Annotated in this window: 19 protein-coding genes; 16 read left to right on the top strand and 3 right to left on the bottom strand. The window is 73.4% G+C overall.

The genetic code is table 11. The annotated features are described in order from the left end of the window. Positions 1-142: 142 nt before the first annotated feature. The 14 genes from infC to argH all read left to right on the top strand — a co-directional run bounded on the left by infC (position 143) and on the right by argH (position 14,786). A complete protein-coding gene (infC, locus tag O7607_RS01305) occupies positions 143-790 on the top strand; it encodes a translation initiation factor IF-3 (protein WP_013285540.1) in 648 nt (215 codons plus the stop codon). 19 nt (positions 791-809) lie between these two features. After that, complete coding sequence (rpmI, locus tag O7607_RS01300; RefSeq protein WP_026267805.1) at positions 810-1,004, top strand: 50S ribosomal protein L35; 195 nt, start codon at positions 810-812, stop codon at positions 1,002-1,004. Positions 1,005-1,036: 32 nt separating this feature from the next. Beyond that, positions 1,037-1,429, top strand: coding sequence for a 50S ribosomal protein L20 (gene rplT, locus O7607_RS01295; RefSeq protein ID WP_043324928.1), 393 nt, complete (start codon positions 1,037-1,039; stop codon positions 1,427-1,429). A 32-nt stretch (positions 1,430-1,461) separates the two neighbouring features. Then, complete coding sequence (locus O7607_RS01290) at positions 1,462-2,346, top strand: TrmH family RNA methyltransferase (RefSeq protein ID WP_269700448.1); 885 nt, start codon at positions 1,462-1,464, stop codon at positions 2,344-2,346. A 168-nt stretch (positions 2,347-2,514) separates the two neighbouring features. Then, a complete protein-coding gene (gene pheS, locus O7607_RS01285) occupies positions 2,515-3,576 on the top strand; it encodes a phenylalanine--tRNA ligase subunit alpha (RefSeq protein WP_047892351.1) in 1,062 nt (353 codons plus the stop codon). Between the two features lie 26 nt (positions 3,577-3,602). Continuing rightward, complete coding sequence (locus tag O7607_RS01280; RefSeq protein ID WP_269700446.1) at positions 3,603-6,200, top strand: phenylalanine--tRNA ligase subunit beta; 2,598 nt, start codon at positions 3,603-3,605, stop codon at positions 6,198-6,200. 184 nt (positions 6,201-6,384) lie between these two features. Next, positions 6,385-7,386, top strand: coding sequence for an N-acetyl-gamma-glutamyl-phosphate reductase (gene argC / locus O7607_RS01275; protein WP_269700444.1), 1,002 nt, complete (start codon positions 6,385-6,387; stop codon positions 7,384-7,386). Beyond that, positions 7,383-8,555: a bifunctional glutamate N-acetyltransferase/amino-acid acetyltransferase ArgJ gene (gene argJ / locus O7607_RS01270; protein WP_269700442.1), complete on the top strand. Its 1,173-nt coding sequence runs from the start codon at positions 7,383-7,385 to the stop codon at positions 8,553-8,555. The genes argC and argJ overlap by 4 nt, the downstream gene beginning before the upstream one ends. Further along, positions 8,552-9,439: an acetylglutamate kinase gene (gene argB, locus O7607_RS01265; RefSeq protein ID WP_269700440.1), complete on the top strand. Its 888-nt coding sequence runs from the start codon at positions 8,552-8,554 to the stop codon at positions 9,437-9,439. Before argJ ends, argB begins: the two co-directional genes overlap by 4 nt. Further along, entirely contained in the window at positions 9,436-10,674 is a 1,239-nt protein-coding gene (locus O7607_RS01260; protein ID WP_269700438.1) for an acetylornithine transaminase, read from the top strand. The genes argB and O7607_RS01260 overlap by 4 nt, the downstream gene beginning before the upstream one ends. Next, the gene (gene argF, locus O7607_RS01255) at positions 10,671-11,597 is read left to right on the top strand and encodes an ornithine carbamoyltransferase (protein WP_269700436.1); all 927 of its coding nucleotides are present in this window, start codon (positions 10,671-10,673) and stop codon (positions 11,595-11,597) included. The genes O7607_RS01260 and argF overlap by 4 nt, the downstream gene beginning before the upstream one ends. Next, complete coding sequence (locus O7607_RS01250) at positions 11,594-12,106, top strand: arginine repressor (RefSeq protein WP_269700435.1); 513 nt, start codon at positions 11,594-11,596, stop codon at positions 12,104-12,106. The genes argF and O7607_RS01250 overlap by 4 nt, the downstream gene beginning before the upstream one ends. Continuing rightward, a complete protein-coding gene (locus O7607_RS01245) occupies positions 12,103-13,308 on the top strand; it encodes an argininosuccinate synthase (protein WP_269700434.1) in 1,206 nt (401 codons plus the stop codon). The genes O7607_RS01250 and O7607_RS01245 overlap by 4 nt, the downstream gene beginning before the upstream one ends. A gap of 14 nt (positions 13,309-13,322) precedes the next feature. Continuing rightward, entirely contained in the window at positions 13,323-14,786 is a 1,464-nt protein-coding gene (gene argH, locus O7607_RS01240; RefSeq protein ID WP_030271078.1) for an argininosuccinate lyase, read from the top strand. A gap of 233 nt (positions 14,787-15,019) precedes the next feature. Here the strand turns inward: argH and O7607_RS01235 are convergent, their stop codons facing one another. The 3 genes from O7607_RS01235 to O7607_RS01225 form a co-directional block, all read right to left on the bottom strand. Next, positions 15,020-15,373, bottom strand: a complete 354-nt coding sequence (locus O7607_RS01235; RefSeq protein ID WP_269700433.1) for an MmcQ/YjbR family DNA-binding protein — start codon at positions 15,371-15,373, stop codon at positions 15,020-15,022. A gap of 64 nt (positions 15,374-15,437) precedes the next feature. Continuing rightward, positions 15,438-15,863, bottom strand: coding sequence for a hypothetical protein (locus tag O7607_RS01230; protein ID WP_013285554.1), 426 nt, complete (start codon positions 15,861-15,863; stop codon positions 15,438-15,440). Positions 15,864-16,017: 154 nt separating this feature from the next. Then, positions 16,018-16,656: a DNA-3-methyladenine glycosylase gene (locus tag O7607_RS01225; protein ID WP_269700430.1), complete on the bottom strand. Its 639-nt coding sequence runs from the start codon at positions 16,654-16,656 to the stop codon at positions 16,018-16,020. A 138-nt stretch (positions 16,657-16,794) separates the two neighbouring features. Here O7607_RS01225 and O7607_RS01220 point away from each other — a divergent pair, with 138 nt between their 5' ends. Next, positions 16,795-17,895, top strand: coding sequence for an LLM class flavin-dependent oxidoreductase (locus O7607_RS01220; RefSeq protein WP_269700429.1), 1,101 nt, complete (start codon positions 16,795-16,797; stop codon positions 17,893-17,895). After that, entirely contained in the window at positions 17,892-18,518 is a 627-nt protein-coding gene (locus O7607_RS01215; RefSeq protein WP_269700428.1) for an FMN reductase, read from the top strand. The genes O7607_RS01220 and O7607_RS01215 overlap by 4 nt, the downstream gene beginning before the upstream one ends. Positions 18,519-18,564 lie beyond the last annotated feature (46 nt).

Below are 18,564 nucleotides of genomic sequence, written 5' to 3'. Positions count from 1 at the left end.
CTGTGATCGTGCCGACCGGTCGAGTGGGCCCTGGCATACGCCGGGGCCTTCTGCTTTCCGGGTCGGCTCCCACCCGGGAGCCCACGGAGTCGGCACCGTAGGAGACTCGACTCGAGGAGGCCCCATCAGCGTCGAACCACGCGTGAACGAGCAGATCCGGGCACGTGAGGTCCGACTGGTCGGTCCTGAGGGTGAGCAGGTGGGCATCGTCCCGCTGGAGCGCGCCCTGCAGCTGGCCGCGGACGTCGACCTGGACCTGGTCGAGGTTGCGCCGATGGCGCGCCCGCCGGTGTGCAAGCTCATGGACTTCGGCAAGTTCAAGTACGAGAGCGCACTGAAGGCGCGCGAAGCGCGGCGTAACCAGCAGCAGACCGTCATCAAGGAGATGAAGCTCCGGCCGAAGATCGACCCGCACGACTACGAGACCAAGAAGGGTCACGTGGTGCGGTTCCTCAAGGCCGGCGACAAGGTCAAGGTGACGATCATGTTCCGCGGTCGGGAGCAGAGCCGCCCGGAGCTGGGTTACCGGCTCCTGCGCCGGCTCGAGTCCGAGATCACGGACCTGGGATACGTCGAGGCCGCGCCGAAGCAGGACGGCCGAAACATGATCATGGTTCTCGCTCCGCACCGGGCCGTCAAGGCCTCCGCGGTCGCCGCCACGGCGTCCCGCGGTGGACCGCGTGACCGGGCAGCGGAGGAACCGGCCGCTCCGGCCGGCGAGACCCCGGCGGCCGGCGAGACCGCAGCAGCCGGTGAGACCGGCACGACCGCTGAGACCAGCGGCCAGTAACAGGGGAGAAGACGTTCCAATGCCGAAGATGAAGAGCCACACGGGTATGGGCAAGCGGGTCAAGGTGACCGGCAAGGGCAAGATCGTTGCCCAGCAGGCCGGCCTTCGCCACAACCTGGAGAAGAAGCCCAGCACCCAGACCCGTCGGCTGACCGGCACCGTCGAGCTGGCCAAGGCCGACGTCAAGCGCATCAAGAAGCTGCTCGGCCGCTGACGCGAGCCACCTGAACCGAAGAAGGAGTTGAGATGGCACGCGTCAAGCGGGCTGTGAACGCCCAGAAGAAGCGTCGTACCCTGCTGGAGACCGCGAGCGGCTACCGCGGTCAGCGCTCCCGGCTGTACCGCAAGGCCAAGGAGCAGGTGCTGCACTCGATGCAGTACTCCTACCGGGACCGTCGCGACCGCAAGGGCGACTTCCGGCAGCTCTGGATCCAGCGGATCAACGCCGGCGCCCGGGCCAACGGCCTGACCTACAACCGGCTGATCCAGGGCCTGCGCCTGGCCGGCATCGAGGTCGACCGGAAGATCCTGGCCGACATGGCCGTCAACGACGCCGCCTCGTTCGCGGCGATCGTCGAGCTGGCCCGCGCCGCCGTGGCGGCCGAGGGCACCGGTGGCGCCGCGGCTCAGGCCGCCTGACCCACCCCGTACGGCAGATCGAGGCGTCTCCCATGCAGTCACATTCGCAGGGGAGGCGCCTCGACGCCGTTCCCGGACCGTTCACCCCGCGTACCCCGAGGATCGTGGCCGCACGGCGGCTGCAGCGCCGTCGCGACCGCGACCAGGCCGGCCGGTTCCTGGCCGAAGGGCCGCAGGCGGTCCGGGAGGCGCTCGCCCGCACCGGCACCGTGGTCGAGCTGTTCGGCACCCCGGCGGCACTCGACAGGTACGCCGACCTCGCGGCCGCCGCCGCCCGGGCCGACGTGCCGGTCTCCGAGGTGACCGACGACGCGCTGGCCGCGCTGGCCGAGACCGTCGCCCCGCAGGGCCTGGTGGCGGTGTGCCGCCACCTCGACGTACCCCTGGAGCAGGCCGTGGCGCGCGGGCCGCGACTGGTCGCGGTGCTCGCCGGGATCCGCGACCCGGGCAACGCCGGTACGGTGCTGCGCACCGCCGACGCGGCGGGCGCGGGCGCCGTGGTCTTCGCGGGCGAGGCGGTCGACCCCTACAACGGCAAGTGCGTGCGGGCCTCCGCCGGCAGCCTCTTCCACGTCGACGTGGTGCGCGCCGCCGACCCGCTCGCCGCAGTCGAGGCGCTGCGGGCCGCCGGCCTCACCGTCTTCGCCACCACCGGGTACGGCGACAGCGACCTGGACGACCTCGCCGACGCCGGACGGCTGGCCGCACCCACCGCGTGGCTGTTCGGCTCGGAGGCGCACGGCCTGCCCGAGGAGCTGACCGACGCCGCCGACGCCCGGGTCCGGGTGCCGCTGCACGGGCGCGCGGAGAGTCTCAATCTGGCTGCGGCGGCGGCGGTCTGCCTGTATTCTTCCGCGAGAGCACTGCGTCGGCCCACGGTCACGCACGACACAGCAGGGGAGTCCGCCTCGTCATGAACGCGCCACGGCGTTCGTTTAGCCAGCCCGCCGGTGTCGGCGGGCGGCGGGCCTGACCCTTCCCCCTGCACGACTCCCCACCGGCGGGCTGCGGCGAAGCCGCGCGTCCGTAGACTCGCCTAGCCACCCGTGAGGGTCGGCGCCGCCGTGAGGGAGTGCCCGTTCACCATGAGCTACCGCAACGATCCGTACGACCCGAAGCAGGTCGCCCTGCTCGACCCGGACGCCCTGGCCGGGGCCGTGGCCGACGCCGAGAAGGCGTTCGCCGGGGCCGCCGACCCGGACGCGCTCACCGCGCTGCGCCCCGCGCACCTCGGTGACCGGTCCCCGGTGTCGCTGGCCCGCCGGGAGATCGGCGCGCTGCCGCCGGCCGCGAAGGCCGACGCCGGCAAGCGGGTCAACGAGGCCCGCCGGGCGATCGAGTCCGCGTACGCCGCCCGGCAGGAGATCCTGGACCGGGAACGGGCCGCGCGGGTGCTGGTCGAGGAGCGGGTCGACGTGACCCTGCCGTACGACCGCCGGCCGCGCGGCGCCCGCCACCCGCTCAGTGTGCTGATGGAGCAGATCAGCGATCTGTTCATCGGCATGGGCTACGAGGTGGCCGAGGGCCCCGAGGTCGAGCTGGAGTGGACCAACTTCGACGCGCTGAACATCCCGGCCGACCACCCGGCGCGCGGTCTGATGGACACGTTCCACATCGCACCTGAGGGCAGTGGCCTGGTGCTGCGCACGCACACGTCGCCGGTGCAGGCGCGCACCATGCTCAGCCGCAAGCCGCCGATCTACGTGGTGGTGCCGGGCCGGGTCTACCGCACCGACGAGCTGGACGCCACCCACGCGCCGGTCTTCCACCAGGTCGAGGGTCTGGTGGTGGACAAGGGCATCACCATGGCGCACCTGCGCGGCACGCTCGACCACTTCGCCCGGGCCATGTTCGGCGAGGGCGCGAAGACGCGCTGGCGGCCGCACTACTTCCCGTTCACCGAGCCGTCGGCGGAGTTCGACGTCTGGTTCCCGGAGCACCGGGACGGTCCGCAGTGGGTCGAGTGGGGCGGCTGCGGCATGGTCAACCCGCGGGTGCTGCGCGCCTGCGGCATCGACCCGGAGGTCTACTCCGGATTCGCGTTCGGCATGGGCATCGACCGGACCGTGATGGTCCGGCACGGCGTCAGTGACATGCGGGACATGGCCGAGGGCGACGTGCGGTTCACCCGCGCGTTCGGCGCCTGAGCTACGGGAACGGTGGTTTAACAGTCATGCGAGTCTCTGTCAGTTGGCTGCGGGAGTACGTGGACCTCCCGGTCGACCTGCCCACCGGTGACCTGGAGCAGGCGCTGGTCGACCTCGGCATCGAGGTCGAGTCCGTCGTGGACCTGCGCGAGTCGGTCACCGGCCCGCTCGTCGTCGGCGAGGTCCTGGAGATCGAGGAGCTGACCGGCTTCAAGAAGCCGATCCGCTTCTGCCGGGTGGACGTCGGCGCCGCGAACGGCACCGGCGAGCCGCAGGAGATCGTCTGCGGGGCGCGCAACTTCGCCGTGGGCGACAAGGTCGTGGTGATCCTCCCCGGCGGGGTGCTGCCCGGCGGGTTCGCCATCGGCGCGCGCAAGACGTACGGGCGCAACTCCCACGGCATGATCTGCTCCGCGCAGGAGCTGGGCCTCGGCGACGACCACTCGGGCATCGTCGTGCTGCCCGAGGACGTCAAGGCCCAGCCCGGCGACGACGCCCGGCCCGTCGTCGGCCTGGACGACGTCGTGGTCGAGATGGAGATCACCCCGGACCGCGGGTACGCGTTGAGCGTGCGCGGCATCGCCCGGGAGCTGTCGCACGCGCTCGGCGTGCCGTTCCGCGACCCGGCCGACGCGCCCGCGCCCGGCGCGACCGCCGAGCCGGCGTACCCGGTGGAGGTCCGCGACCCGGTCGGCTGCGACCGGTTCGCGGCGCGGATGGTGCGCGGCGTCGACCCGACCGTGGAGACGCCCGGCTGGATGCGGCAGCGCCTCACCGTGGCCGGGGTGCGCAGCATCTCGCTCGCCGTCGACATCACCAACTACCTGATGCTCGAACTCGGCCAGCCGATGCACGCCTTCGACGCGGACCGGATCGCCGGGACGCTCGTGGTGCGCCGCGCCGAGGCGGGGGAGAAGCTGACCACGCTGGACGGGGTGAACCGCACGCTGTCCGCCGAGGACCTGGTCATCTGCGACGCTGGGCTGCCCAACGCCCTCGCAGGCGAGGACGCCGGCGTTCCGATCTCGCTCGCCGCGGTGATGGGCGGCGAGACCAGCGAGGTGCTCTCCTCCACCACGAACGTGCTGTTCGAGGCGGCGCACTGGGATCCGGCCACCGTCGGCCGTACCGCGCGGCGGCACAAGCTGTTCAGCGAGGCCGCGAAGCGGTGGGAACGGGGCGTGGACCCGGCGCTGCCGCTCGTCGCGCTGGAGAAGGCGGTCCGGCTGCTCACCGACCTCGCCGGCGGCACCGCGGGCGCCGAGGTGCTCGACATCGACCACGTCGCGCCGCGTACGCCGGTGACGCTGCCGGTGGACCTGCCGTCGCGCCGGGTCGGCGTGACCTACTCGCCGGACCGGGTGGTGGAGCTGCTGGAGCAGGTCGGCTGCACCGTCACCCGCGGCGCCGACCGGCTCGCCGAGGACCCGGGCAGCGTCGGCACGACCACCGGTGGCGGTTCCGCCGCCGGGGGTGGCGAGGTGCTGACCGTGACGCCGCCGAGCTGGCGGCCCGACCTGACCGACCCGGCCGACCTGGTGGAGGAGGTGGTACGCCTCGACGGCTACGACCGGGTGCCGTCGGTGCTGCCCACCGCGCCGCCGGGCCGGGGCCTGACCTGGCAGCAGCAGCGCCGCCGGGCCGTCGCCCGTTCCCTCGCCGAGCGCGGCTACGTCGAGGTGCTGGCGCAGCCGTTCGTCGCGCCGGAACTGGTCGACCAGCTCGGCCTGCCCGCCGACGACCCGCGCCGCCCCGCGGTACGGCTGGCGAACCCGCTGTCGGAGGAGGAGCCGCTGCTGCGCACCACGCTGCTCGGCCCGCTGCTCGGCATCGTCAAGCGCAACGTCGGCCGGGGCCAGCGGGACGTGGCGATCTACGAGATCGGCACCGTCTTCCACCCGCGTCCCGGCGCCGGCGCCCCGCCCGCCATGGGCGTGGACCGGCGGCCCACCGACGAGGAGTTCGCCGCCGCCGACGCGGTGGTGCCCGCTCAGCCGCGGCACGTCGCGGTGGCGCTCACCGGTGAGATCGAACCGGCCGGCTGGTGGGGCGCGGGCCGCACGGCCGGCTGGGCGGACGCGATCGAGGCGGGCCGGGCGGTGCTCGACGCCGCCGGGATCCCCGCCGACCGGGTGACGGTACGGGCCGGGGAGCGCGCGCCCTGGCACCCGGGCCGCTGCGCCGAACTGGTGGTGGACGACGTGGTCGTCGGCCACGCCGGCGAGCTGCACCCGGCCGTGCTGGCCGCGCTGGAGCTGCCCCGGCGTACCAGCGCCATGGAACTGGACCTGGACGCGCTGCCCGCCGCGCCGCTGGCGACCGGACCGACCATCTCCACGTTCCCGCCGGCCCTGATCGACGTGGCGCTGGTGGTGGACGACTCGGTGCCGGCGGCCGACGTGCGGGCGGCACTGGTCGAGGGCGCCGGCGCGCTGCTGGAGGACGTCCGGCTGTTCGACGTCTACACCTCCGAGCAGCTCGGTGCGGGACGCAAGTCGCTGGCGTACAAGCTGACGTTCCGCGCCCCGGACCGGACCCTCGCGGGCGAGGAGGCGGTGGCCGCGCGCGACGCGGCGGTCGCTGTCGCCGCCGAGCGTTTCGGCGCCACCCTGCGCGGCGCGTGAAAGGAGGGGCCCCCTCTTAACGCCTCCGGTAGAGGAGGGGGCCCCTTTTAACAACACCGGCGCGCGCGAGTGGCGCCCGAACCGCGGGTGAACGCCATCTCATGGCTATGCAACGCGCCGTATGACCTTGCGGCGGCGCTGCCCCGACCGGTACCCTTCTCTGCATAGTCATGCGGAGGTGGGTATGGGCATTCGGGTTGCCGTGGCCGGGGCGAGCGGGTACGCCGGAGGCGAACTGCTGCGCCTGCTCGCCGGTCACCCCGAGTTCGAGCTGATCGCCGCCACCGCGCACAGCCAGGCCGGTCAACCGGTCGCCGCCGTACACCCGCACCTCGCGGGCCTCGACCTGGTGTTCGCCGCGACCGATCCGGCGACCCTCGCCGACGCGGACCTGGTCTTCCTGGCCCTGCCGCACGGGCAGTCCGCGGCGCTCGCCGCGACGCTGCCCGATTCGGTCAAGGTGGTCGACCTCGGCGCGGACCACCGGCTGCGCGACGCCGCCGCCTGGTCCCGCTACTACGGCGGCGAGCACGCCGGTACCTGGACCTACGGGCTGCCCGAGCTGCCCGGACAGCGGGCCGGGATCGCCGCCGCGACGCGGGTCGCCAGCACCGGCTGCTACGCCGTGGCGACCACGCTGGCGCTGGCCCCGCTGATCGCGGCCGGCGCGGTACGCCCCGACGACGTGGTGGTGGTCGCCGCCTCCGGCACCTCCGGCGCGGGCCGGGCCGCCAAGGCCCACCTGCTCGGCAGCGAGGTGATGGGCGACCTGACCCCCTACAAGGTGGGCGCGCACCAGCACGTGCCGGAGATCAAGCAGGCCACCGGCGCGACCGGCCTGTCCTTCACTCCGGTGCTCGCGCCGATGCCCCGGGGCATCCTGGCCACCGTCACCGCGGTGCCCACCGGCGACGCCGACCCGCGCGCGGTGCTGACCGCCGCGTACGCCGACGAACCGTTCGTGCACGTGCTGCCCGAGAATGCCTGGCCGCACACCGCCGCCACCGCCGGCTCGAACTCCTGCCACCTCCAGGCGACGGTGGACGTCGACTCGGGCCGGGTGATCGTGGTCAGCGCGATCGACAACCTGGGCAAGGGCGCGGCCGGTCAGGCCGTGCAGAACGCCAACCTGATGGTGGGTCTCCCGGAGACCACCGGACTGTCCGTGTTTGGAGTGGCCCCGTGAGCGTCACCGTCCCCCGTGGGTTCCGCGCCGCAGGTGTAGCGGCCGGACTGAAGTCCTCCGGCGCCGCCGACGTCGCCCTCGTGATCAACGACGGCCCGGACGCCGGTGTGGCGGGGGTCTTCACCGCCAACCGGGTCAAGGCCGCGCCGGTGCTCTGGAGCCAGCAGGTCGTGCACGGCGGTGTCGTGCGCGCCGTGGTGCTCAACTCCGGCGGCGCGAACGCCTGCACCGGCCCGGCCGGCTTCCAGGACACCCACGCCACCGCCGAGCACACCGCCGCCGCGATCACCGCGGCGAACGCGCGGCTGATCGTCGGCGCCGGCGAGGTGGCGGTCTGCTCGACCGGCCTGATCGGCGAGCGGCTGCCGATGGACAAGCTTCTTCCCGGCGTACGCGAGGCGGTGCGCGGCCTGTCCCGCGACGGCGGCCCGGCGGCAGCCGAGGCGATCATGACCACCGACACCCGGCCGAAGACGACAGTGGCGCAGGGTACGGGCTGGACCGTCGGCGGCATGGCCAAGGGCGCGGGCATGCTCGCCCCGGCCATGGCCACCATGCTCTGCGTGCTCACCACCGACGCGGTGGCCGGGCCGGACGCCCTGGACGCCGCGCTACGCGCCGCCACCCGGATCACGTTCGACCGGATCGACTCCGACGGCTGCATGTCCACGAACGACACGGTGCTGCTGCTGTCCAGCGGCGCCTCCGGCATCGAGCCGACCGAGGCCGAGCTGACCGCCGCGGTCACCACCGCCTGCCACGACCTGGCCCAGCAGCTCCTGGCCGACGCCGAGGGCGCGACCAAGGAGGTCGCGATCGAGGTGGTCGGCGCGGCGAGCGAGGACGACGCGGTCGAGGTGGGCCGCACGGTGGCCCGCAACAACCTGGTGAAGACCGCGCTGTTCGGCAACGACCCGAACTGGGGCCGGATCCTCGCCGCGGTCGGCACCACCGCCGCCGTGTTCGAGCCGGACGCCGTGGACGTCGCGGTGAACGGCATCTGGGTGTGCCGGGGCGGCGCCGCCGCCGAGGACCGCGCCAAGGTGGACCTCACCGGCCGCGGCGTCACGGTCCGGATCGACCTGCACGCCGGCGCCGACGCCGCCACCATCTGGACCAACGACCTGTCCCACGCGTACGTCCACGAGAACTCGGCCTATTCCACATGAACTTGAGTGCTGACCTCACCCGGGCCCAGGCCAAGGCCGCCACGCTGATCGAGGCGCTGCCCTGGCTGGCCCGTTTCTCCGGCGCCACCGTCGTGGTCAAGTACGGCGGCAACGCCATGGTCGACCCCGAACTCCAGCGCGCCTTCGCCGCCGACATGGTGTTCCTGCGCTACGCCGGCCTCAAGCCGGTCGTGGTGCACGGCGGCGGTCCGCAGATCTCCGCCATGCTCGGCCGCCTGGGCATCGCCAGCGAGTTCCGGGGCGGCCTGCGGGTCACCACCCCGGAGGCGATGGACGTGGTCCGGATGGTCCTGGTCGGTCAGGTCGGCCGGGAACTGGTCGGGCTGATCAACGCGCACGGCCCGTACGCGGTCGGCCTCTCCGGTGAGGACGCCGGGCTGTTCACCGCGGTGCGCCGCCCCGCGTACGTGGACGGGGAAGCGGTCGACGTGGGCCAGGTGGGCGACGTGGAGTCGGTGAACGTCTCGGCGGTCACCGACCTGATCGCCGCCGGCCGGATCCCGGTCATCTCGACCGTCGCGCCTGATGCCGACGGGGTGCTGCACAACCTCAACGCGGACACCGCCGCCGCCGCGCTCGCGGTGGCGCTGGACGCCCGCAAACTGGTCGTGCTGACCGACGTGCCGGGCCTGTACGCGAACTGGCCCGACACGTCCAGCCTGATCAGCGAGATCACTGCGGACGACCTGGCGAAGCTGCTGCCGTCCCTGGAGTCGGGCATGGTCCCGAAGATGGAGGCCTGCCTGCGGGCGGTGCGCGGGGGAGTGCCCGCCGCGCACGTCGTCGACGGCCGGGTCGCCCACTCCACGCTGCTGGAAGTGTTCACGTCGGAAGGCTTCGGAACCATGGTGATCGACTCATGAGCACGCTTCTGCAGCGGTGGAACGCCACCATGATGGACAACTACGGCACGCCGCCGCTGGCGCTCGTCTCCGGCTCCGGCGCCGTCGTGGTCGACGAGACCGGCCGCGAGTACGTCGACCTGCTCGGCGGCATCGCCGTCAACGCGCTCGGCCACGCCCACCCGGCGGTGGTGGCCGCCGTCAGCAAGCAGGTCGCGACGCTCGGGCACGTGTCGAACCTGTTCGTCGCCGAGCCACCGGTGGCGCTGGCCGAGCTGCTGCTCGCGCTGGCCGGCCGCCCGGGCCGGGTGTTCTTCGCCAACTCCGGCGCGGAGGCCAACGAGGCGGCGTTCAAGCTGTCCCGGCTCACCGGCCGCCGGCACGTGGTCGCCACCCACGGCGGTTTCCACGGCCGGACCATGGGCGCGCTGGCGCTGACGGGGCAGCCGGCGAAGGCCGACCCGTTCCGCCCGCTGCCCGGCGACGTCACACACGTGCCGTTCGGCGACGCCGACGCGCTGGCCGAGGCGGTCACCGACGACACCGCCATGCTGATCATCGAGCCGATCCAGGGCGAGAACGGCGTGGTCGTCCCGCCGCCCGGCTACCTGGCCGCGGCCCGGCGGATCACCGCCGCGCACGGCGCGCTCCTGGTGCTCGACGAGGTGCAGACCGGCGTCGGCCGGACCGGCCACTGGTTCGCCCACCAGGCCGAGGGCGTCGAGCCGGACGTCATCACCCTCGCCAAGGGTCTCGGCGGCGGGCTGCCGCTGGGCGCCTGCCTGGCCTTCGGGCGGGCCGCCGACCTGCTCACCCCCGGCTCGCACGGCACCACGTTCGGCGGCAACCCGGTCAGCTGCGCCGCCGCGCTCGCCGTCGTCTCCACGATCGCCCACGAGGGCCTGCTCGACCACGTCAAGCGGATCGGCGAGCGGCTGCGGCGCGGCGTCGAGGCGCTCGGGCATCCGCTGGTCCGCGAGGTACGCGGCGCCGGGCTGCTGCTGGGCGTCGTGCTCGACCAGCCGGTCTCCGGTGCTGCCGCGGCCGCGCTGCGCGAGGCGGGTTTCCTGGTCAACCCGGTGCAGCCGGACGTGGTCCGGCTCGCGCCGCCGCTGATCCTCACCGCCGCCCAGGCCGACGCGTTCCTCGCCGCCCTGCCGGCCGCGCTGTCCGCCGCCGCGCCGCCCCCTTCCACCGACGCCGCAGCGACCGTCGCCGCGTCCGACGCCACGACCCCGACGGAGGCTCCCGCATGATCCGCCACTTCCTGCGCGACGACGACCTCACGCCCGCCGAGCAGGCCGCCGTGCTCGACCTCGCCGCCCGGATGAAGGCCGACCGGTACGGGCACCAGCCGCTGGCCGGGCCGAAGTCGGTGGCGGTGCTGTTCGACAAGCAGAGCCTGCGCACCCGGATCTCGTTCGACGTGGGCATCGCCGAACTGGGCGGGCACCCGCTCGTGGTGGACACCCAGGTCACCCACTTCGGGCGGGGCGAGACGCTCGCCGACGCCGGCCGGGTGCTGTCCCGCTACGTCGCCGCGATCGTCCTGCGCACCCACGGCGACGACCGGATCGCCGAGGTCGCCGCGCACGCCACGGTGCCGGTCGTCAACGCGCTCACCGACACGTACCACCCCTGCCAGCTGCTGGCCGACCTGCTCACCGTGCGGGAGCGCTTCGGCGGCACCGCCGGGCGGATCCTCACGTACGTGGGCGACGCGGCGAACAACATGGCCCACTCGTACCTGCTGGCCGGTGCGACCGCCGGGATGCACGTGCGGATCGCCGGGCCGGCCGGTTTTCAGCCGGACCCGGAGATCGTGGCCCGCGCCGAGAAGATCGCCGCCACCACCGGCGGCTCGGTCCAGGTGCTCACCGACCCGGCGAAGGCGGTACGCGGCGCGCACGTCGTCGCCACCGACACCTGGACGTCGATGGGGCAGGAGTCCGACGGGCTGGACCGGATCACCCCGTTCCTGCCGTACCAGGTCAACGCCGCGCTGCTCGGCCACGCCGACGCCGACGTGATCGTGCTGCACTGCCTGCCCGCCCACCGGGGCGAGGAGATCACCGACGAGGCGCTCGACGGCCCGCACAGCGCGGTGTTCGACCAGGCGGAGAATCGGCTGCACGCCCAGAAGGCGCTGCTGACGTTTCTCCTGGAGGAATCCGCATGACCGCTCCGCTGACCCGCGCCGCGCGGCACGCCCGCATCGTCGAGCTGATCCGCGACACCCCCATCCACTCGCAGACCGAGCTGGCCGACCTGCTCGCCGGGGACGGCATCCAGGTCACCCAGGCCACGCTGTCGCGGGACCTGAAGGAACTGGGAGCGGTGACCGCGCGGGGCGGCGACGGGCGCGGCGTCTACCTGATCCCGGAGGACGGGCACCGGCCGCTGCGCGACGCCGAGGGCGCACCGGCCCGGCTGGTCCGGCTGCTGCGTGAGCTGCTGAACGGCGTCGACTCCAGTGGCAACATCGCGGTGCTGCGCACGCCGCCGGGCGCCGCCCAGTACCTGGCCAGCGCGCTGGACCGGGCCGGTCTGACCGAGATCGTCGGCACCATCGCCGGCGACGACACCATCCTCGTCGTGGCCCGCGAGTCCGACGGCGGCGCCGCGCTGGGTGAGCGGCTCGCCGCCTGGGCCCGCCGCGACGACACAGCCGAAGGGGGCACCTCGTGACCGAGCGGGTCGTGCTGGCGTACTCCGGGGGCCTGGACACCTCGGTCGCCATCCCGTACCTGGCCGAGCGGACCGGCGCGGAGGTGATCGCGGTAGCTGTCGACGTCGGCCAGGGCGGCGAGGACATGGCCGTGATCCGGCAGCGCGCGCTCGACTGCGGCGCCGTCGAGTCCGAGGTGCTCGACGCCCGCGACGAGTTCGCCGCCGACTACTGCCTGCCGGCGATCCGGGCCAACGCCCTCTACATGGACCGCTACCCGCTGGTGTCCGCGCTGTCCCGGCCGCTGATCGTCAAGCACCTGGTCGCGGCGGCGCGCGCCCACGGCGGCACGATCGTGTCGCACGGCTGCACCGGCAAGGGCAACGACCAGGTCCGGTTCGAGGTCGGCCTGGCCGCGCTCGCGCCGGACCTGACGGTCGTCGCGCCGGCCCGGGACTTCGCCTGGACCCGGGACAAGGCGATCGCGTACGCGCAGGAGAAGGGGCTGCCGATCGACGTGTCGGCGAAGTCGCCGTACTCGATCGACCAGAACCTGTGGGGCCGGGCCGTGGAGACCGGCTTCCTGGAGGACATCTGGAACGCCCCGGTCGAGGACCTCTACGCGTACACCGAGGACCCGGCGGCGGAACGCGACCCGGACGACGTGGTGATCACGTTCGACGGCGGCGTCCCGGTCGCGATCGACGGCGAGACGGTCACGCCTTACGAGGCGATCCGGGAGCTGAACCGGCGCGCCGGGGCGCACGGCGTGGGCCGGCTCGACATGGTCGAGGACCGGCTGGTCGGCATCAAGAGCCGCGAGGTGTACGAGGCACCCGGCGCCCTCGCCCTGATCACCGCCCACCAGGAGCTGGAGGCGGTCACAGTCGAGCGGGATCTCGCCCGGTTCAAGCGCGGCGTCGACCAGCGCTGGGGTGAACTCGTCTACGACGGGCTTTGGTTCTCGCCGCTGAAGCGGTCGCTGGACGCGTTCATCGACGACGCGCAGCGGCACGTCAGCGGCGAGGTGCGGCTGCGGCTGCACGGCGGCCGGGCGGTGGTCACCGGCCGGCGCTCCGAGGCGAGCCTCTACGACTTCGGTCTCGCCACCTACGACACCGGCGACACGTTCGACCAGTCGCTGGCGAAGGGATTCGTACGACTGTGGGGACTGCCCAGCATGATGGCCGCGCAACGGGACGCCCGGATGGGAGGGGCCTGATGGGGGGCACCACAATGGGTGGGGTGGACGACAAGAGCCTGACCGAGAACAGCGCCCCCGCCAACCGGACGAGCCTCTGGGGTGGCCGGTTCGCCGGCGGTCCCGCCGAGGCGCTCGCGCGGCTGTCGGTGAGCGTCCAGTTCGACTGGCGTCTCGCCCCGTACGACATCGCCGGTTCCCGCGCGCACGCCCGGGTCCTCGCCGGCGCCGGCCTGCTCGACCCGGACGAACTGGGCCGGATGCTCGCGGCGCTGGACGACCTGGAAGCGGCGTGCGCCTCCGGCGCGTTCCGCCCGACCGTGGACGACGAGGACGTGCACACCGCGCTGGAGCGTGGCCTGCTGGAGCGGCTCGGCAGCCTCGGCGGCAAGCTGCGCGCCGGCCGGTCCCGCAACGACCAGGTCGCCACCGACCTGCGGCTCTACCTGCGCGACCACGCCCGCGGCGTGGCCGCCCGGCTGGTCGAGCTGGCCGAGGCCCTCGTCGAGCAGGCGGAGCGGCACGTGGACACCGCCGCGCCGGGCATGACGCACCTGCAGCACGCCCAGCCGGTGACGTTCGGGCACTGGCTGCTGGCCCACGTGCAGCCGCTGCTGCGCGACCTGGAGCGGATGCGCGACTGGGACGAGCGGACCGCGATCAGCCCGCTCGGCGCTGGTGCGCTGGCCGGCTCGGGGCTGCCGCTGGACCCGGTCGCGGTCGCCAAGGAGCTGGGTTTCCGCACCTCGTTCGCCAACTCGATGGACGCGGTCGCGGACCGCGACTTCGTGGCCGAGTTCCTGTTCGTCACCGCGATGATCGGCGTGCACCTGTCCCGCCTCGGCGAGGAGGTGGTGCTCTGGACGTCGCAGGAGTTCGGCTGGGTCGAGCTGGACGACGCCTTCGCCACCGGCTCGTCGATCATGCCGCAGAAGAAGAACGCGGACATCGCCGAGCTTGCCCGGGGCAAGTCCGGCCGGCTGGTCGGCGGCCTGATGAGCGTGCTCACCATGCTCAAGGGCCTGCCCATGACGTACGACCGGGACATGCAGGAGGACAAGGAGCCGGCTTTCGACGCGGTCGACACGCTGGAACTGCTGCTGCCCGCGCTGGCCGGGATGATCTCCACGATGACGGTCCGGGTGGACCGCCTGGTGGCCAGCGCGCCGTCGGGCTTCTCGCTGGCCACCGAGGTCGCCGACTGGCTGGTGCGGCGCAACGTGCCGTTCCGCGACGCGCACGAGATCACCGGCAAGCTGGTGGCGCTCTGCGCCGCCCGCGACTGCGCGCTGGACGAGGTGTCCGACGCCGACCTGGCCGCGGTGAGCGAGCACCTGGACCCGTCGGTGCGCGACGTGCTGTCGGTGCGCTCGGCGCTGGCCGCCCGCATCACGCCCGGCTCCACCGGCCCCGGCCCGGTGGCCGACCAGCTCGCCGCCGCGGCGGACAAGCTGACCGGCTGGCGCGAGTGGGCCGCCGAGCGGGTCGTCCCCCGCTGACCTGCGCTGCTGGTCCGGGGCAGGGCGAGCCCCGTCCCGGACCAGCCCGCGCCCCGCGCCCCGCGCCCCGCCGCGCTGAGATCTTGGTACGAAATGGCCCCCATAGGGGCGCAAAGCTTCCAAGATCTACAGGAAGTCCTGCTTTGTGGAACGCCGATCCTGCTTTGCGGGACCTCGGGCCGCGGCCTCGGACTTCGGACTCGGGCGCACGGCGCACCGTCCGCGTTCTCCGATCAGCCGGTGGGGCGCTCGCGTTTCGGGAGCTTGGCCACCACCGCGTCGTACGACCCGTCGACCGCCTCGATCAGCTCGTCGTCCGGGATGCCGGCGGAGAGCCGCAGCGTGTTCCAGCCCGACCGGCCGATGTAGGGGGAGGGGCGCGCGTCGGCCGGGAACCGGTGCAGCCACTCGTCGGCCACCTCCCGGGACGCTCCGCACTTCACCCCGACCCGCGCCTCACCCTCGGGCGAGCCGAGGAACGCGAAGATCCGGCTGCCCACCTTCACCACCTCGTCGCCCTCCCACGGCCGGTCGAGCCAGGCTCCCGGCTTGGCCAGGCAGTAGGCCAGCATCTCCTCGCGCGTCATCGCGTCCTCCCGTGCCGTCGTGCGGCACAGTCTCGCCCGCCCCTGTGACAGTGCGCGCCGCCGGTCAGTCGCCGGTGCCGGTGCGGACGGTGAGCCGCTCGTAGCGCTGCCGGGCCGCCTGAGCGCTGCCCAGCCCCAGCCCGAAGGCGATCGCCTGCCAGGTCATGCCCCGGCCCCGGGCCACCTGCAGCAGCCCGGCCTCCAGCGCGTCCACCTCGGCGCGTACGTGCGGGATCAGCGTCAGCGCGGCCATCAGGTCGGCCTGGTCGACGGGCTCCTCACCCTCGTCCAGCTCGGCGCCCCCGGCGAGCGCCATCACCAGCGTGGCCGCCTCGTAGGCGTCGGGCACGTCGGGGTGGGCGTACCGCCGGCGACGGGAGTTCGTGCCGGCGTGCCGCTCGGCGATCCGCAGCAGCGCCGCGTAGTTGCGGTGCGCCCGGGCCTGGGCAGCATCCGGAGCGGTGAACGGGTCGTTGTCCACGGTGACCATGCCGTCCATCCCACACCCAAGAATGACCTGTTGTCAACACCCTGTTGAAAGTCATTCGTGCGCAACGTCGCGCCCTCAGGGTGTGGTGACAAGGCGGCGCGTCATGCACCACAGACGCGGTGCGGGGTGTTCCGGGTTGCCCGGAACGGCCGGTTCAGGCCGGTGAGTTGCGCGCCGAGGCGGCCGAGGCGGGCCGGCGGCGCGGGGTGTGCCGCCGGTAGACGCTCACGCTCGGCTCGTCCGCCAGCCAGAACCGCCACGGCAGGTCGTGCGCGGCGGCGACCCCGACGCGTGGCCCGGCGACGATCCGCGCCGGGTCGACCGGGCTTGCCGGTGGCGTCAGCAGCAGCGGGCCGCTGCCGTCGATCGCCGAGGTGCCGTTGGCGTCCCGCCCGATGCCGAGCGCGGTGACCAGCCGGGCCGGGCCCCGGGCCAGTTCCCGGTCGGCGGCGCGCGGCCGGCGCTCGCGGGCGATCTCGACGCCGTCGACCACCTCGCCGGCGCGCAGCAGCACGGCCGCCGCCTCGCCGTCGCGACCGCAGACGATGTTCGCGCACCAGTGCATGCCGAACACGAAGTACACGTACACGTGCCCGGCGGGCCCGAACATGACCTTGTTGCGTGGCGTCGGCCCACGGTGGGCGTGCGACGCCGGGTCCTCGCCGGTGCCCGCGTACGCCTCGACCTCGGTGAGCCTGACGGTGACGCCGCCGGCCGACACGGTCCACCCGAGCAGGGTCCGCGCGGTGTCGGCGACCTGCGCGGCCGGTGCCTCGAGCCAGGGGTACGTCATCGCGGCAAGGGTAGTCGGTGGGTGGCACGTGATCCGGGCCATGCCGGGGCGGGCGGTGGCCGGAATAGTTGACTCGTCAAATATGTTGTGAGGAGCGATCCCGGGCGACCGGTCCGGACCCCACGCGAGGAGCTGGTCATGCAGTTCGGAGTCTTCACCGTCGGTGACGTCACCGTCGACCCCACGACCGGGCGGATGCCGTCCGAGCGTGAGCGGATCAAGGCCATGACCGCCATCGCGCTCAAGGCCGAGGAGGTCGGCCTGGACGTGTTCGCCACCGGCGAGCACCACAACCCGCCGTTCGTGCCGTCGTCGCCGACCACCATGCTCGGCTGGATCGCCGCGCGCACCGAACGGCTGCTGCTGTCGACAGCGACCACGCTGATCACCACGAACGACCCGGTGAAGATCGCCGAGGACTACGCGATGCTGCAGCATCTCGCCGACGGCCGGGTGGACCTGATGATGGGGCGCGGCAACACCGGCCCGGTGTACCCGTGGTTCGGGCAGGACATCCGCAACGGCATCCCCCTCGCGATCGAGAACTACGACCTGCTGCGCCGGCTGTGGCGCGAGGACGTGGTCGACTGGAAGGGCCGGTTCCGGACGCCCCTGCAGTCGTTCACCTCGACCCCGCGCCCGCTCGACGGCGTACCGCCGTTCGTCTGGCACGGCTCGATCCGCAGCCCGGAGATCGCCGAGCAGGCCGCGTACTACGGCGACGGCTTCTTCGCCAACCACATCTTCTGGCCCAAGGAGCACACCCAGCGGATGGTCGGCCTCTACCGGGAGCGGTTCGCGCACTACGGCCACGGCTCGCCCGACCAGGCCATCGTCGGCCTCGGCGGGCAGGTCTTCATGCGCCGCAACTCCCAGGACGCGGTACGCGAGTTCCGCCCCTACTTCGACAACGCCCCGGTCTACGGGCACGGCCCGTCGCTGGAGGAGTTCACCCGCGAGACGCCGCTGACGGTGGGCAGCCCGCAGCAGGTCATCGACCGCACGCTGGGCTTCCGCGAGTACGTCGGCGACTACCAGCGGCAGCTGTTCCTGATCGACCACGCCGGCCTGCCGCTGAAGACGGTGCTGGAGCAGCTCGACCTGCTGGGCGAGGAGGTGGTGCCGGTGCTGCGCAAGGAGTTCGACTCGCTGCGTCCGGCGCACGTGCCCGAGGCGCCCACCCACGCCGGCCTGCTGGCCGCCCGCGACGCCGCGCCGGCCGACGGGGAGCAGCGATGACCAGCCGTACCCTGGCGGTGGTCTCGGCCGGTCTCGCCCAGCCGTCGTCCACCCGCCTGCTCGCCGACCAGCTCGCCACGGCCGCCCGCGACGAGCTGGCCGGCCGCGGCGCCACTGTCGAGCTGCGCGTGGTGGAGCTGCGCGAGCACGCCCACGACGTGGTGAACCACCTGCTCACCGGCTTTCCGCCGGCCGCGCTGCGGCGCACGCTCGACGAGGTGGCCGCCGCCGACGGGCTGATCGCGGTGACGCCGATCTTCAACGCGTCGTACAACGGGCTGTTCAAGTCGTTCTTCGACGTGGTCGACCGGGACGCGCTGGCCGGCAAGCCGGTGCTGCTCGGGGCGACCGGTGGCACCGCCCGGCACTCGCTGGCGCTGGAGCACGCGGTCCGGCCGATGTTCACGTACCTGCGGGCGGCGACGCTGCCCACGGCGGTGTTCGCCGCGCCGGAGGACTGGGCCGGCGACGACGGCGACAGCGCGCTGCGGTCCCGGATCCGCCGGGCCGGAGCCGAACTGGCCGAGCAGGTGGACCGCCGCCCGCCCGCGACCGGCCCGGCCGACCCGTTCGCGCTTACCACCGACTTCGCCGACCTGCTCGCCGGCCGCGACCCGTCCTGACGCCGTCCTGCCGCCGGGCGGATCGGCGCGCCGGACCGGAGCGGAC

The sequence above is a fragment of the Micromonospora sp. WMMA1949 genome (assembly GCF_027460145.1).
GTDB lineage: Bacteria > Actinomycetota > Actinomycetes > Mycobacteriales > Micromonosporaceae > Micromonospora.
The sequence above is the reverse complement of the archived record's forward strand: the minus strand, read 5'-3'. Positions and strand labels throughout refer to the sequence as shown.